This window comes from Epibacterium sp. ABV4_022 (assembly GCF_056159345.1).
Genome location: NZ_JBSWVA010000001.1, coordinates 1,512,735 through 1,529,003, shown reverse-complemented (window position 1 = coordinate 1,529,003; position 16,269 = coordinate 1,512,735). Strand labels below are relative to the sequence as shown.

General features: G+C 65.4%; 11 protein-coding genes. 6 read left to right on the top strand and 5 right to left on the bottom strand.

The genetic code is table 11. The features are described from left to right. The first annotated feature begins 215 nt into the window (after positions 1-215). From ACXAF5_RS07265 to ACXAF5_RS07240, 6 genes are all read left to right on the top strand, one after another. A complete protein-coding gene (locus tag ACXAF5_RS07265) occupies positions 216-818 on the top strand; it encodes a methyltransferase family protein (protein WP_474946092.1) in 603 nt (200 codons plus the stop codon). A 295-nt stretch (positions 819-1,113) separates the two neighbouring features. Further along, on the top strand, positions 1,114-2,100 hold the full coding sequence (cobS, locus tag ACXAF5_RS07260) for a cobaltochelatase subunit CobS (protein ID WP_126137404.1): 987 nt from the start codon (positions 1,114-1,116) through the stop codon (positions 2,098-2,100). 156 nt (positions 2,101-2,256) lie between these two features. Next, positions 2,257-4,134, top strand: coding sequence for a cobaltochelatase subunit CobT (cobT, locus tag ACXAF5_RS07255; RefSeq protein ID WP_474946091.1), 1,878 nt, complete (start codon positions 2,257-2,259; stop codon positions 4,132-4,134). Between the two features lie 435 nt (positions 4,135-4,569). After that, on the top strand, positions 4,570-6,354 hold the full coding sequence (locus ACXAF5_RS07250; RefSeq protein WP_474946090.1) for an aminopeptidase P family protein: 1,785 nt from the start codon (positions 4,570-4,572) through the stop codon (positions 6,352-6,354). 61 nt (positions 6,355-6,415) lie between these two features. Continuing rightward, a complete protein-coding gene (locus ACXAF5_RS07245; protein ID WP_239324102.1) occupies positions 6,416-6,757 on the top strand; it encodes a DUF427 domain-containing protein in 342 nt (113 codons plus the stop codon). A 535-nt stretch (positions 6,758-7,292) separates the two neighbouring features. Then, positions 7,293-8,252, top strand: a complete 960-nt coding sequence (locus ACXAF5_RS07240; protein WP_474946089.1) for a LysR family transcriptional regulator — start codon at positions 7,293-7,295, stop codon at positions 8,250-8,252. Positions 8,253-8,281: 29 nt separating this feature from the next. Here the strand turns inward: ACXAF5_RS07240 and ACXAF5_RS07235 are convergent, their stop codons facing one another. The 5 genes from ACXAF5_RS07235 to ftsZ all read right to left on the bottom strand — a co-directional run bounded on the left by ACXAF5_RS07235 (position 8,282) and on the right by ftsZ (position 15,880). Continuing rightward, positions 8,282-9,976, bottom strand: a complete 1,695-nt coding sequence (locus ACXAF5_RS07235; RefSeq protein WP_474946088.1) for a chloride channel protein — start codon at positions 9,974-9,976, stop codon at positions 8,282-8,284. Between the two features lie 87 nt (positions 9,977-10,063). Beyond that, positions 10,064-11,713: a DNA repair protein RecN gene (gene recN / locus ACXAF5_RS07230; protein WP_474946087.1), complete on the bottom strand. Its 1,650-nt coding sequence runs from the start codon at positions 11,711-11,713 to the stop codon at positions 10,064-10,066. 76 nt (positions 11,714-11,789) lie between these two features. Continuing rightward, positions 11,790-12,641, bottom strand: a complete 852-nt coding sequence (locus ACXAF5_RS07225) for an outer membrane protein assembly factor BamD (protein WP_474946086.1) — start codon at positions 12,639-12,641, stop codon at positions 11,790-11,792. A 327-nt stretch (positions 12,642-12,968) separates the two neighbouring features. Continuing rightward, a complete protein-coding gene (gene lpxC / locus ACXAF5_RS07220) occupies positions 12,969-13,904 on the bottom strand; it encodes a UDP-3-O-acyl-N-acetylglucosamine deacetylase (protein ID WP_474946085.1) in 936 nt (311 codons plus the stop codon). Positions 13,905-14,113: 209 nt separating this feature from the next. After that, complete coding sequence (gene ftsZ / locus ACXAF5_RS07215; RefSeq protein ID WP_239324095.1) at positions 14,114-15,880, bottom strand: cell division protein FtsZ; 1,767 nt, start codon at positions 15,878-15,880, stop codon at positions 14,114-14,116. Positions 15,881-16,269: the final 389 nt, after the last annotated feature.

Sequence of the window (16,269 nt, the reverse complement as noted above, 5' to 3'; positions counted from 1 at the left end):
CGGGCCGTCATGGCGCCGGGCGCCTTCTTTTTGGGCAGCTCTCACAGGCGTGAAACGGCTTGAGCACAGGCAGATGCGGGAATGCAGGATTTTCTGTTACATTGAGTTGTTACGCGATGCGTCAACCCGGGCACGCCCCGGCGCACAACCAGATCCGAGGGGCCGCGCGCCCCGGAGTGTCAGTCCAGATCTTCAGAAAGGGATTCGAAGACGCCATGTTGTACGACCTCGTCCTGACCTTGCATGACATTGCTCTCCTCGTGGCCTGCGGTGCGGCCGTGGCCCTGGCCGCCCATCTCGGCTACAGTCTGAAACGCCCCGACCTCGGGCTCTGGCCCGCCGCCGAAGGCTGGCGTCACCATCTGGCCTTTGGCCTGTTCCGGGTGTTCTGCGGCGCAACCGTGGTGTTTGCCCTGACTGAAATCGGGGTGAACGGCTGGGGCCACTGGGCGCGCTACGTGGTCGGCCTGCCGATCATGGTGATGGCCTTTGGCATCACGCTCTGGGGCTATCGGTTCCTCGGGATCGACAACACCTACTGCGACAACGGCGGGCTGGTGACCGGCGGTATGTACGAATACTCCCGCAACCCGCAATATGTGACCTCCGTGCTGGCCACCGTCGGCCTCGGCATCACCACCGGGTCCTGGATCACCGTGGTGCTGGCGGTGGTGCTGTTTGCGCTCTATTTCCTGTTTGTGCTGAACGAGGAACGCTGGCTGCTGAAGGGCTATGGCCAGGCCTTTGCCGACTACATGCGCTCGACGCCGCGTTTCGTGGACGAACGCAGCCTCGAACGCCTGCGCGCCGCGCTCTGACCCTGCCCAACGGCAAACCCCGCCGCGCACCCTCCGCCACAGACGGCCTCCTCTCCCGGGGGCCGTCCTGCGTTTGGGCCGATGTGCGCGCGGCCCTTGCATCGGCAGGTTTTGCCGCTACCTGCACCGCACTGCGGCTTTGGCGTATCAACACAACGGTTTCCCTTGCCCTCCCGGGCATCTTCAGGCACCAATCCTGCGATTACGCGCAAGACGCATCCCGATAGAGACCGACGGGCCACCTGACAGACGCCAATCGCCCGCGCCCGAGACTGACAAGACAAGGACTGACCCCATGACCGACGGCCTGCTGGATATGAACGCAAAACCGACCGAGACGATCTCGGTGCGTGAGGTCTTTGGCATCGACACCGACATGACGGTGAAAGGGTTCGCCGACGGCACCGAACGCGTGCCGGCGCTGGACCCCACCTACAAGTTCGATCCCGACACCACGATGGCGATCCTTGCCGGTTTCAGCCACAACCGCCGCGTGATGATCCAGGGCTACCACGGCACCGGCAAATCGACCCATATCGAACAGGTCGCCGCGCGCCTGAACTGGCCCTCGGTGCGGGTCAACCTCGACAGCCACATCTCCCGGATCGACCTGATCGGCAAGGACGCGATCAAGCTGCGCGATGGCAAGCAGGTCACCGAGTTTCACGAAGGCATCCTGCCCTGGGCGCTGCGCAACCCGGTGGCGATCGTGTTCGATGAGTATGACGCGGGCCGCGCCGACGTGATGTTCGTGATCCAGCGCGTGCTGGAACATGACGGCAAGCTGACGCTCCTGGACCAGAACGAGATCATCACGCCGAACCCGTTCTTCCGCCTGTTTGCAACCGCCAATACCGTGGGTCTCGGCGACACCACCGGGCTTTATCACGGCACCCAGCAGATCAACCAGGCCCAGATGGACCGCTGGTCGCTGGTGGCGACGCTGAACTACCTGCGTCACGATGCGGAAACCGCCATCGTCCTGTCCAAGGCGCCGCATTACAACACCGAGAAAGGCCGCAAGCAGATCGCCCAGATGGTGACCGTGGCGGATCTGACCCGAACCGCCTTCATGAACGGCGACCTGTCGACGGTGATGAGCCCGCGGACGGTGATCAACTGGGCGCAAAACGCCGAGATCTTCCGCGACATCGGCTATGCCTTCCGCCTGTCCTTCCTCAACAAATGCGATGAACTGGAGCGCCAGACGGTGGCAGAGTTCTACCAGCGCTGCTTTGACGAGGAACTGCCGGAGAGTGCTGCAAACGTAAGCCTCGGCTAAGGAGCGGGGGTCGGACGGCTGCGCCGTCCGACCGGTGCCGAGGCCCCCTCGACGGGGGCCTCGGCACCCCGCCCCGGCGGGGCGGGACCAGTCATTGTTCAAATGACTGGACAGCGCCGCGCAAAGGACGAATGCTTGCCCTAGGAGCACCGGTTCATGACCAAACCCTCAGATAACCCCGCAGATCCGTTCAAAAAGGCGCTGGCCGAGGCCACCAAGGTCATGGCCGACGATACCGAACTGACGGTGAACTACTCGGTCGACCCCTCGGGCATGAGCGGCGACACCATGCGCCTGCCGCAGGTCTCCCGCCGGATGACCCGCGAGGAGGTACTGCTCGCCCGCGGCACCGCCGACGCACTTGCCCTGCGCCGCAAGTACCACGACGAAGGCGTCGCCAGCCGCTATGCGCCTTCGGGTGATATGGCGCGCGAGCTTTATGACGCGATGGAAAGCGCGCGGTGCGAGGCGATGGGCGCCCGCGACATGCCCGGCACCGCCTCCAATATCGACGTCAAGATCCAGAATGAGGCGCTGCGGCGCGGCTACGATCAGGTCACCTCCTCCTCCGAAGCGCCGCTCGCGGTCTCTGCCGGCTATCTCATCCGCCACCTCGCCACCGGCCGCCCACTGCCGGAGGCCGCCGCCAATGTGATGGAACTGTGGCGCGGCTTTATCGAGGCACAAGCCGGTGAAACGCTGGAGAACCTCGACGAGACCATCGCCGACCAGGCCGCCTTCGCCAAATTCGCCCGACGGGTGATTTCCGATCTCGGCTACGGCGATCAGTTGGGCGACGATCCCGACGACCTCGATGACGAGATGAACGACGAGTCCGAGGAAACCGCCGAGGAAGAGGAACAGCCCGACAGCTCCGGCCAGGACGACAGCGACGAGGAAGAAGCCGACGCCTCTCCCGAACAGGCCCAGGAACAGCAGCAGGACGAAAGCCAGGCCCAGGTCTCTGCCGACGACATGGCCGAGGAAGAGATCACCGACGAGACCGAAATGCCCGATGGCGAGGCCCCGCAGGAGCCCCCCGCGCCGCCGCCGGTCTCGGACGCCGATCCGGACTATCGTGTGTTCCTTGATGCCCATGACGAGGAAATCGCCGCCGAGGATCTGGCCGAACCGGCGGAACTGGAGCGCCTGCGCGCCTATCTCGACCAGCAGCTGGAGCCGCTCAAGGGCGCGGTCTCGCGGCTGGCCAACAAGCTGCAACGCCGGCTGCAAGCGCAGCAGAACCGCTCCTGGGAGTTCGACAAGGAAGAAGGCGTGCTGGATGCGGGCCGGCTGGCGCGCGTCGTGGCCAATCCAACCACACCGCTGTCCTTCAAGGTCGAAAAGGACATGGAATTCCGCGACACTGTGGTGACGCTGCTGCTCGATAACTCCGGCTCCATGCGGGGCCGACCGATTTCCATTGCCGCGATCTGCGCCGATGTTCTGGCCCGCACGCTGGAGCGCTGCAACGTCAAGGTCGAGATCCTCGGCTTCACCACCCGCGCGTGGAAGGGCGGGCTCTCGCGCGAGGCCTGGCTGAACGACGGGCGTCCGCAATTGCCGGGCCGCCTGAACGACCTGCGCCACATCATCTACAAGGGGGCCGACGCGCCCTGGCGCCGGGTGCGCCCGAACCTTGGCTTGATGATGAAAGAGGGGCTTCTGAAGGAAAACATCGACGGCGAGGCGCTGGAATGGGCGCACCGCCGCATGGTCGGACGCCCCGAAGCGCGCAAGATCCTGATGGTGATCTCCGATGGCGCGCCGGTGGATGATTCCACGCTTTCGGTGAACCCTGCCAATTATCTCGAAAAACACCTGCGCGACGTGATCGCGATGGTGGAGAAGAAGAAGCAGGTGGAGCTGCTGGCGATCGGCATCGGCCATGACGTGACCCGCTATTACGACCGCGCGGTGACCATCACCGATGTGGAGCAGCTGGCCGGCGCCATGACCGAACAGCTGGCGGCGCTGTTCGACAGCGATCCACGCGCCCGTGCCCGCGTGATGGGGATGCGCAAGGTCAGCTGACCTCCCGTCCGATTGCGCCTGCGGCGGGCGCAGGGCTCCCGCCCCTTTGCCCCGCATCACAGATGCAAGACAAAGCCTTGGGCCCGGCCGCGCGCCTGACGGCGCGCGGCTCCAGCGCCCCCCTGTAAACGTCACGCACCGATAACGGCGTAGCGCACCCGCGCCGCGCCTCCCCCCGGGAGGCGCGGCGCCCGGCCCAACGGGCGCCCGGGGTCCCGCAAGGGAGGCCGGGCAACGGGCGGGAGCTTCCCCCTCCGCCCCCCTCTCCCGGGGCATCACGCCACATGGGCTTGTCTGGGCGGGCGTGATCTGTAACAAAACAACTCCCGGTCACCGCACGCCGTAACCCGGCGCCTGTCGCGACAGCACCGATGATGCCCCACCCACCTGCCTTCTGCCCCTCCGGGGTCCGGGCCTCGCCATCAGGAGAGAGAGATGTTTCAGACCTTCGATGTCACCGCACGCCCGGAACAGGGACCGGATCGCCTAGCCGCGCTGCGGGCGCAGCTGGAGACCGAAGGCTACGACGGCTTCCTGATCCCCCGCGCCGATGCCCATCAGGGCGAATATGTCGCCGCGCACGACGAACGCCTGTCCTGGCTGACCGGCTTTACCGGATCGGCGGGGTTCTGCGCCGCCCTGCGCCAGGTCGCCGGGGTCTTCATCGACGGGCGCTACCGCACCCAGGTGAAAGAGCAGGTCGCCGATGTCTACACCCCCGTGCCCTGGCCCGAGATCACGCTGGGAGACTGGCTGCTGGACCATCTGCCCGAGGGCGGCACCATCGCCTATGACCCCTGGTTGCATGCCGCCCAGGAGATCCGCGATCTGACCACCCGTCTCGACGGCAGCGGCATCACGCTGGTGGAGACGGACAACCTGGTCGACCGGATCTGGCAGGATCAACCCGCCCCGCCGATGCAGCCCGCTGTCCCGCACCCTGACGAGATCGCGGGCGAAAGCGCAGCCGACAAGATCAACCGCCTCGCCGCCGACCTGAGCAGGGCCGGCCAGGCCGCCGCCGTCATCACCCTGCCAGACAGCATCATGTGGCTTCTGAACCTGCGCGGCAGCGACATTCCCCGCAATCCGGTCGCCCATGGGTTTGCCATCCTGCACACAGACGGACGCGTGGATCTGTTCATGGCCGCCGCAAAACTCACCGATCTGCGCCTCGACCCGAGCGTCACCCGCCACGACCCTGAAACCTTCCTCGATGCGGTTGCGCGCCTCGATGGCAAGATCGCCGCAGACATCCGCAGCCTGCCGCAGGCGGTGGCCAAGGTGCTGGGGCCGCAACTGGTCGCGGCGGGCGATCCCTGTGCCCTGCCCAAGGCCCGCAAGAACGCCGCCGAAATCGCCGGCAGCGCCGCCGCCCATGAACGCGACGGTGCAGCGGTGGCGGAAACCCTCGCCTGGCTCGATGCCCAGGCGCCGGGCACCGTGACCGAAATCGACGTGGTCAAGACGCTGGAAGGGTTTCGCGCCGCCGATCCCAGCCTGCGCGATATCAGCTTTGAGACCATCTCCGGCACCGGCCCCCATGGCGCCGTGATCCACTACCGGGTCACCGAGGACACCAACGCAACGCTCCAGGACGGCCACCTGCTGGTGCTCGACAGCGGTGGGCAGTATGTCGACGGCACCACCGACATCACCCGCACCATCGCCATCGGCACCCCGGGCCGCGCCGAGGCCGAGGCCTTCACCCGCGTGCTGCAGGGCATGATCGCCATGTCCCGCCTGCGCTGGCCCGAGGGCCGCACGGGACGCGAACTGGAGGCGATCGGCCGCCTGCCCCTCTGGATGGCGGGGCAGGATTTCAACCACGGGCTGGGCCATGGCGTCGGCGCGTTCCTCAGCGTGCACGAGGGGCCACAGGGGCTGTCGCGGCTCAATACCGTGCCGCTGGAGCCGGGCATGATCCTGTCCAACGAACCCGGCTACTACCGCGAGGGCGCCTTTGGCATCCGGATCGAAAATCTCCTGGTGGTCGAGACAGCGCCAGCCCTTGACACCGGCGACGCAGACCGCAAGATGCTGTCGTGGCGCACGCTGACGTTTGCGCCCATCGACCGCCGACTGGTGGTGCCCGAGATGCTGTCCCCGGGCGAGCGCGACTGGCTCAACAGCTATCACGCAGAGGTATATCACAAGATCGCACCGCGCCTGAGCGCGTCGGCGGCCAAGTGGTTGGACGCGGCCTGTGCGCCGCTCTGATACTCGACTGTTACATTGACCGGGCAGAAGCCTTACCAAAGCTAGAAGGAGGGGGAACCCGATGAGCAAGATCACGATCCGCAAAGCGACAGGCAGATGGGTTGTCCGTTCGGGCGGCGCCGTTCTGGGCGAGACGTCCAATGCACTGGAACTGAGCGAGGGCGATCTGGCCCCGGTGATCTACTTCCCCCGGGAAGACGTCGCCATGGCCTTCCTCGACAAAACCGAGAAGACCACCCATTGCCCACACAAGGGCGATGCCACCTATTATTCCATCGTCAACAAATCCTCGGTCACCGCCGATGCGGTCTGGAGCTATGAAACCCCGCTGGACGCAGTTGCGCAGATCAAGGGCCATCTGGCCTTTCTGCCGCTGGACTCCGTCAAGGTGGAACAGGTCTGAGCCGGTCCCGCCGCTGCGGTGTTCCGACATCAAGATCTCAAATGCAAAGCCGGGCAGGACTGCCCGGCTTTTTTGCAACAGTTTCCGGTTTTTTTCTCGGGCAGGCCGCCGGAAATTTCAAATTCCCGAAGTTTCCGCCTGTTTGCGTCCCCGAAATGTCGTGAAAAAGGATGACGCGTTTCTGCGGCGCGCGTGAGCGCAGCCGGCACTCCCTACAATTGTAGGGGATTTTTACCGTCGTTTAATTCAGCCGGCCAGCAGCGATTCACACAGACTTCGTCGCATGAAATCAGCCCCATCCCGGTCCTGAGACTCATGGGAATTGCATGTTGTTTCAACAACATAGTCAATGAGGGCCGTCAGTGCCGCCCGCTCATTTTCCTGCTCTGTCTTTGTCCTCGCGGACGCGATCTCTTGCGGACCGCCTGCCCAAGCACGCATTATTATCTTCCACCCGATGCCTGCTATTGTTAATCTTTTGGTAATAAAACTGCCCGGGTTAACCTTTGTTATCAAGTAAAATGTGGGGCGCGTTATGCAGCGAATTGATATTTCCCAAATCAGCGGGCGGGTATTGCGTGTTTTCCTCACAGTTTATGATGAGAAATCCGTCAGCCGCGCCGCCGAAGTGCTCAACAGCAGCCAATCCACGGTGAGCCATAATCTGGAGAAACTGCGCGGATTACTGGGCGATACTCTGTTTGTGCAATCCGGTCGCGGGATCGTGCCCAGTGCCCGCGCCGATGCCCTGGCCCCAAAGGTGCGCCGCATCCTGGTCGATCTCGAAGCGCTCGCCGATCAGGGGATCTATGATCCGGTGACCGATCCCGATCCTTTTGTGATCGCGCTCAGCACCAGCATTCTCGACACCGAGATGGAGACGATTGCCAAGGCGCTGCGCGCGAGCCTGCCGCAGAAACACGTGATCTTTCGCGACCTCGGCACCAGCGGGGTGATCGAGCCGCTGCTGGACTCCCGCCATGTGGATGTCGTGCTGACCCTGCGGCCGCGCAGCTACCCCAATACGCTCAGCCGGCTGCCGCTGTTTCAGGACCACATGCGGGTGTTCTACGATCCGAAGGCCCGCGGCCCCGTCTCCAGCGTCGATGACTACTGCGCCGCCGCGCATGCCACCGTGGCCATCGGCCAGGGCCGCAAGAGCCTGCTGCAAGGCGAGTTGGACGCGCTGTCGATCCATCGCCGGATCGTGCTTGGCGCGCCCAACCTGTGGGCCCTGATCCGGCTGATGCGCGGCACCGACATGATCGCCAGCCTGCCCGCCCGCGTCGCCCGCACCGCGGGGGATGTGCTGGCGTCCTCGCCCTTCCCGATCGACCTGGCGCCGATGCAGTTCGACATGGTCTGGCACCGGCGTTATGCAAATTCCGCGCGGCTCGAATGGTTGCTGATGGCGATCAAGACGGCGCTGAGCGAACGCTCCGATCTGCTGCACGATGCGACGCAACAGGCCCTGCGCAGCGCCCTGAGCCGCTGAGCGCGCGGCCCCGCAGCGCCGTTACCGCCTCATCGGTGTTCTTCGGCAGAAACCGCCACCAGCGCGCGGTTATAGGCCTTGAGCGCATCCAGGTGGTGGATCACCCCGATCAGCCTCAGCGCCGGCTCTCCGGTCTCCTCGGCGCGGGCCTCCTCTTCGACCACGGGCAGGAACTCCACATCCGCCCGGTCAAAGATCGGCAAGGCGGCCTCCAGCGTCGCGGTCGGGCTGATCGCGATCCCCTCCGCCATCAGCGCCTCTGCCCCCTCCGGGTCGGAGGCCGACAGCGGCCGCATCACCTTGCCCACCTGCAAGGTGGCCAACAGGTAGGACTGCGGCCCGGCGGCGCAGCGCAGGTTGCGTTTTTCCAGCTGGGTGAGAAAGAACGACCGGTCCACCAGCCGCGAGGCGAGCGCCGTGGACATGGAAATCGACACCATCACCGCCAGGCCGATCTGCCAGTCGCCGGTCAGCTCGAACACGATCAGGGTTGTGGAAATCGGCGCGCCCAGCACCGCCGCCGCCACCGCCCCCATGCCCGCAAAAGCATAGAGCGTATGGGTCCCGGACACATCCGGCAGCACCGCGGTGGCAATCAGACCAAAGGCCAGCCCGGTCAGCGCCCCCACCATCAGCGAGGGCGAGAACACGCCGCCGCCCATGCGCCCGCCCATGGTGATCGACACCGCAGCCACCTTGACGATGGCAAACAGGATCGCCTGCATCAGCAGCAGCTGGCCGGAAAGCGCCAGCACCGTGGTCTCGTAGCCGACCCCGATGATATGGGGAAACCAGATCGCGATCAGGCCGAGCAACAGCCCCGCCCCCGCCGGGCGCAGCCAGCGCGGCACATGCAGCGCCGATTGCAGCATGGTGCCCATCCGGTCCGCCATGAAGATGGAGTGCATCAGCACCACCGCCACCACGCCGCAGATCAGCCCCAGCATCAGAAAGGCGGGCAGTTCCACATAGAATTGCAACGCGCCGGGGGTGGTCAGCACAAACTCGGTCACATCGCCGTATTCCAGCCGGTTGATGACCGTGCCCGCCACCGAGGCCACCACAATCGGCGCAAAGGCATTGACCGAGAAATGCCGCAGCACCACCTCCATCGCAAACAGCGCCCCGGCAATCGGCGCGTTGAAGCTCGCCGACACCGCCGCCGCCACCGCGCAGCCCAGCAGGTCGCGCCCGGTGACACCATCGGCGCGGATGCGCTCGCTGACCCAGGTGGAGATCATCCCCGCCATATGCACCACCGGCCCCTCCCGCCCGGAGGAGCCGCCGGTGGACAGGGTCAGGAAGGAGGCACAGGCCGAGGCCAGCCCCTCGCGGATTTCCACCCGCCCGTCGCGCAGGGCCGCGCCCTCGATCACATCGGCGACCGAGCGCACCCGCCCGTCCGGCGTGAAACGATGCAGGATGAGACCGACCACCAGGCCGCCCGCCACCGGCACCGCCAGCAGCAGATACCAGGGCAATGTGGCGGCAAAACTGTGCAGGTAATCCACGTCCTCGGCGCCATAGACCGCACCCTGAAGCGCCGTGATCCCCTTGCGAAAGAACAGCGCCGCAAACCCCGCAAGCACCCCGATCACCAGCGCGATCAGCCAGAACTGGATCTGGCTCGGCCCCCGATGCACCAGCACCCGCCGCGCATCCGCAAGTTTCGCCCGGGTCTGGGCGAAATAGGCGGACAGGGCGGAACGGTGCTGGGGCGCCATCAGGGATCTCCGATCAATTGAGTAATAAATCAGACGCGCGCGGTGCCCAAGAGGGATATCGAAGAGACCTTTCCGTGGGGTAAACCGTCATTCGACCGTCAAGAGCGCCTGTGCGGCGGCGCGCGCCTCCGGCGTGATCCGATCCCCGGAGACCATGCGGGCGATCTCGTCGACCCGCTCGGCCGCATCCAGCGGCACCACCTCGGACAGGGTCACGCCCTCCGCGACCGATTTCTGCACCCGCCAGTGATGCGCGCCCTGGGCGGCCACCTGCGGCGAATGGGTCACCACCAGCACCTGGCTGCCATCGGCCAGCGCCTTCAGGCGACGGCCCACCGCATCCGCCGTCGCGCCGCCCACGCCCCGGTCGATCTCGTCAAAGATCAGCGTCTTTTCAGCATCCTCGCCGCGCAGACAGACCTTCAGCGCCAGCAGGAACCGGCTGAGTTCGCCGCCGGAGGCGATCTTGTTCAATGGTCCCGCCGGGGCGCCGGGATTGGTCGCCACGGTAAAGGCCACCGCATCGACGCCCTCGGGGCCCGGGTCGGCCGGGGTGATGCAGGTCTCGAACACCGCCCGCTCCATCTTGAGCGGCGCCAGCTCCGCCATCACCGCGGCATCCAGGGTGGCGGCGCTGTCGCGGCGTTTTGCCGACAGCCGGTCCGCCGCCGTCTGATAGGCCTGCTCCGCCGCCTTCAGCGCCTGTTCCTGATCGGCCAGGTTCTGATCGCCGGCATCCAGCGCCTGCAACTTCTCGCGCAGAACATCCGCATGGGCGGCCAGCTCGTCCGGCTGCACGTTGTGCTTGCGCGCCATGGCCCGGATCGCAAACAGGCGCTCCTCGCAATCCTCCAGATCGCCGGGATTGAACTCCAACCCCTCAAGGAAGCGCTCAACCCCGTCCTGCGCCTCGCCCAGTTCGATCATGGCCCGGCTCAGGGCGGCCAGCGGCGGCTCCAGCGCCTCGCCCGCATCCCCGGCGACCGCCTCCAGCCAGCGCTGCGCCTCGCCCATGGCCCCCTCTGCCCCTTCGGACAGCAGGCTGTGGGCGCGGGCAATATCGCCACGAATGCGTTCGGCGGCCTGCATCCGGCGGCGCTGTTCGTCCAGGCTCTCGTCCTCGCCGGGTTCGGGGCTGAGCTGGTCCAGCTCCGCCACCGCATGACGCAGGAATTCCTCCTCGGCGCGCACCGCGTCCAGGGCTTCCCGCGTGTCCTCAACCTGTTTGCGGGCCTGCGCCACGGTGGCCCAGGCGCTGCGCACCTCGCCGACCTGCGCTGCCACACCGGCAAACTCATCCAGCATCGCGCGGTGGCCGCGCGGGTTCAAAAGCCCCCGGTCGTCATGCTGGCCGTGCAGCTCCAGCAACGTGTCCGACAGCGCCCGCAGCACCTCGCCCGAGCAGCGCCGGTCGTTGACCCAGGCGGTCTTGCGGCCATCGGCGGTGTTGACCCGGCGCAGCAGCAGGCTGTCGGAGACCGGCAATCCCGCCTCTTCGAGGACCGCACGCGCCGCATGGCCCTCGGGCAGATCGAATTCCGCCACCACCTCGCCCTGCGCGGCCCCCTGCCGCACCAGTGCGGCACGGCCCCGCCAGCCCAGCACAAAGCCGAGCGAATCCAGCAGGATCGACTTGCCCGCCCCGGTTTCCCCGGTCAGCACGTTCAGACCCGGCTGGAAGGTCAGTTCCAGATGGTCGATGATCAGAAGGTCGCGAATATCAAGCGCGCGCAGCATCAAGATGCCCCGTAAAAAGCGCACCCCGATCCGGCGGACCCGCCCTGGGGACCCGAGTGCGCGAAACCGATACCGATCAGAGCCATTCGCCCTTGATCGACTGACGATAGATTTTGGCCAACCAGTTGTTGCCGCGATCCTTTGGCTTCAGCCCCTGCGAGGTCAGCAGCCGGAAACTGTCTTCGTACCACTCCGTCGAGCGGAAATTGTGGCCGAGAATCGCGCCGGCGGACTGCGCCTCTTCGGTCAGGCCCAGCGACAGATAGGCCTCCACCAGACGGTGCAGCGCTTCGGGCGTGTGCGATGTGGTCTGGAAATCCTCCACCACCACGCGGAACCGGTTGATCGCCGCGCTGTAGTGCTGCCCCTTCAGGTAATAGCGCCCGATCTCCATTTCCTTGCCCGCCAGATGGTCAAAGGCGAGGTCGAATTTCAGAATCGCCGATGTGGCATATTCGCTGTCGGGATAGACCTCGATCACCGTGCGCAGCGCCTGAAGCGCCTGGAAGGTCAGCCCCTGATCGCGGCCCACCTCGTCGATCTGGTCATAATAGCTCAGCGCCAGCAGATACTGCGCATAGGCCGCGTCTTCGTCCGTCGGGTAGAAGTCGATATAGCGCTGCGCCGCCGACCGGCTGTTCTCGTAATCCTTAGCCTGATGATAGGTAAAGGCCTGCATGATCAGCGCCTGCTTGGCCCATTCCGAATAGGGGTAAAGCCGCTCCACCTCGGAAAAGAAATAGGCCGCGTCCTCTTCCCGTTCGCGGGCCAGCTCGAATTCGCCGCGCTCGTAGATCTGGGCCGGAGAGAACACCTCCAGGTTCTGCGAGGCCTGCCGTGCGTCGCCATCCGCGCCACCACATGCGGCGAGAGTCGCCATCAGTGCGACCGCTCCGATCCCTTTGGCTGCTGCCCTGATGCCGATCATTCCTGCCTCACTTCACCGTCTCGTTGACCCCCGCGCGGGGTGTCCTCTTTGTCTGTGCGGAGGCGGATTGCGGAACATTCGGCCCCGGCACCGCCACGGTCTAGCACATTCATATGATGTGCAAAACGCCTTTCACACTGCTCCCGTTCAATTGGCAGAGAAAGCCGGTGAGGGTCAAGGCTGCAAGCCGTGCCGATGCGATCCGCCACCGGGGAATTCCACGCCCCGGCGCCCCGGGACAGGAAATGCCGGCGGCCGAAACGAAAAACGGCTGGCGCAGCGCCAGCCGGGATCACATGTGTCACGTCTGCGGGGCCCCGCCCCGTCTCAGGCGACGCGGCGCACCTGGGCGGGAATTTCGGACCACACCAGCCCCTGCCCCGGCAGGCGGGCGGTCATGATCGGGTCACAGGTGACCAGGCGCACCGCACCCGGCTCTGCAAACAGCGCCCGCAGCAGCGTGTTGGTCAGCGAATGGCCCGCCTTTTCGCCCACGTAGTGGCCAAAGATCGGCAGCCCGGCCAGCGCCAGATCCCCCAGCGCGTCCAGCATCTTGTGGCGCACCGGCTCGTCCGAGTGCCGCAGGCCGGAGCCCGCATGCACGACGGGGCCGTCAAACACCACCGCGTTTTCGCCCGGCAGACCGCCCAGGGCCAAACCGTTGGCCTGCATCGCCTCCACATCGGCGCGGCGGCAGAAGGTGCGGCTGTCGCAGAGTTCGCGGGCAAACGTGCCGTTGCGCAGATCCAGCTCGCGGCTCTGATGGCCGATGCCTTCTTCGGCGAACTCGATGTCAAAGGAGATTTTCAGCCGGTCGCATGGCAGCAGGGTCGCCCGCGCCTCGCGGGTTTCCACCATCACCGGTTTCAGCACTTCCCAGGCCTGTACCGCAACGCCAAGGCGATGGATACCGGTGGCCATGATCTCGCGCACGAACTGCGCCGAGGACCCGTCCATGATCGGCACTTCCGGCCCGTCCAGCTCAACCCGGGCGTTGTGGACGCCACAGCCAGCCAGCGCCGCCATGATGTGCTCCACCGTGGAGACAGACACGCCAGCGCGGTTCACCAGCCGGGTGCACAGCGCGGTCCGCTCCACCATGTCCCAGCGCGCCGGGATGGTGGTGTCGCCCAATGCGATGTCAGTCCGTTTGAAGGTGATGCCATGCCCTGCCCCGGCAGGATGCACGATCATCCTGGCCGGTTCGCCGGAATGCAAACCAATCCCATCAAAGGTGACTGCTGCTTTGAGCGTGTTTTGCACAACGTGCCTCTTGGGTTGCCTGCGGCCTCAAGGACCGCGTCGAGGGTACACCTAAGGGCTCTGCTTCCGCCTCACAATTCAATCTTTGCAACCGAATGTAACATCGAAAAAACAACTCGGCAGAAGGCCGCTCAGGACAGGCTAATACGCTGTTTCAAAACGAAAAAGAGCCGCCAAACGGCGGCTCTTTTAAGGTGTATTGTGAGCAATTAGTTGGCCTGGCGACGCAGGAACGCGGGGATTTCGATGCGCTCCTGATCCTCGTCATAGGGCTGCTCCGCCTGCTGCGGCTGGGTGTTCTGGACACTCGGCTGCACCCGCTGCGCGGCCTGCGGGCGGTTCTGCGTGGTTTCCTGCGGATGCCCCGTCATGCGGTTGATCAGCGAGTTGAGACCAAAGCGGCGCTGCTCCTGCGCATCGGCGGTGCGGCGCTGCGGCTGTTGCTGCTGCGCCTGCGGTGCTGCCGCCGGTTGGGCGCCATGCTGTTGCGGTGCCTTCTGCGCTCCCTGGTGACGCTGCGCGGCCTCACGCAGACGCACGATGGCGTCCTGCGACGGTGTTCCGGGCGCAGGTGCACGCGGCGCAACAAAGGCTTCTTCCGGCGCGGCAGCAGGACGCTGTTGCGGCTGAGGCTGCGGTTGCGGCGCGGGCTGTTGTGCCTGCGCCTGCGGTGCGGGCTGCGCCGGTTGCGGTTGCGGCTGGTAGGCCGGCGGCGGCAGGCCGTCATTGGCGTCGGCGCTTTCGCTCACGTCTTCAAACAGCTCGTCGGAGGCCTGTGCCGTATTTGCCTGTTCGCGGTCGAACTCGGAAAACAGCGAGGGTTCCTGTCCGGCGGGCGCTTCTGCGGCTGCGGGCTGTGCAGCCGGGGTCGCGGCTGGTGTCGCAGCGGGGGCGGTCTCAACCGGCTCGGTCAGTTCCAGCGGCGCGCGGCGGCTTTCTTCCACGCTGACGGTCTTGGTCAGCGGCGCGGACATCGGGCGGCGCGGCACCGGCACGTCATGCACCATGTCGCTCGCGTCGATGCCGGTGGCAACGACGGAGACGCGCATCTTGCCTTCCATATCGGTGTCGAGGGTAGAGCCAACGATGATATTGGCGTCCGGGTCGACTTCCTCGCGGATCCGGTTGGCGGCCTCGTCCAGCTCGAACAGGGTGAGGTCATGCGCACCGGTGATATTGATGAGCACGCCCTTGGCGCCCTTGAGGCTGATTTCGTCGAGCAGCGGGTTGGCGATGGCCTTCTCGGCGGCCTGGATGGCGCGATCTTCGCCCTCGGCCTCGCCGGTGCCCATCATCGCCTTGCCCATCTCGTCCATCACCGCACGTACGTCGGCAAAGTCGAGGTTGATGAGACCCGGACGCACCATCAGGTCGGTGACGCCCTTGACGCCCTGATAAAGGACGTCATCAGCCAGGGAGAACGCCTCGGTAAAGGTGGTCTTCTCATTGGCCAGACGGAACAGGTTCTGGTTCGGAATGATGATCAGCGTGTCGACGACCTTCTGGAGGCTTTCGACACCCTCCTCGGCCTGACGCATGCGCTTGGCGCCTTCGAACTGGAACGGCTTGGTCACGACACCCACGGTCAGCACGCCCAGCTCACGCGCGGCCTGCGCGATGATCGGCGCTGCGCCGGTGCCGGTGCCGCCGCCCATGCCGGCGGTGATAAAGCACATATGCGCGCCCGCCAGATGATCCACGATCTGTTCGATGCTTTCTTCCGCCGCAGCCGATCCGACCGAGGGGCGCGCGCCGGCGCCCAGGCCTTCGGTCACTTTGACGCCCAGCTGCACGCGGTTCTGTGCCGCGTTCTGCTGCAACGCCTGCGCGTCGGTATTGGCCACGACGAAGTCCACACCTTCAAGCTGCTTGGCGATCATGTTGTTCACGGCATTGCCGCCAGCACCGCCCACACCGAATACGGTGATCTTTGGCTTCAGGTCTTCTTCTCCGGGCATCGAAAGGTTCAGGGTCATGCTCTTTCCGCCTGTGGTTTTAGCCCTCCCGCAAGGGCGTCGATTGTCACTATTCTGCCTCAATCCTATCGCGATGCATGAGTCTCGTCATCCCCAAAAGCGCATTGCCCCACAAAATATGGACCAAACTGAGGGGATTCTTGCCGGATTTCGCCATTCAGGCGAAATATTGAGGGTCAGGAGCCACGAACACACAACAGGACAGAGACCGCACATGGCAAGCCATGTCGCGCAAATCGGTCAAATTGTGCTGGCGAACCCCTGCTCGGCCTCGCGCATCGCTGATTTCAGCGTATTGGCGCCTGTTTATCGCATCCCGACGCCGCTGTCACCCGCAATGTGGAGAAGCTGTGGGAAACCTGTGGATAACCCCGCCGGCGGTGGCGGCA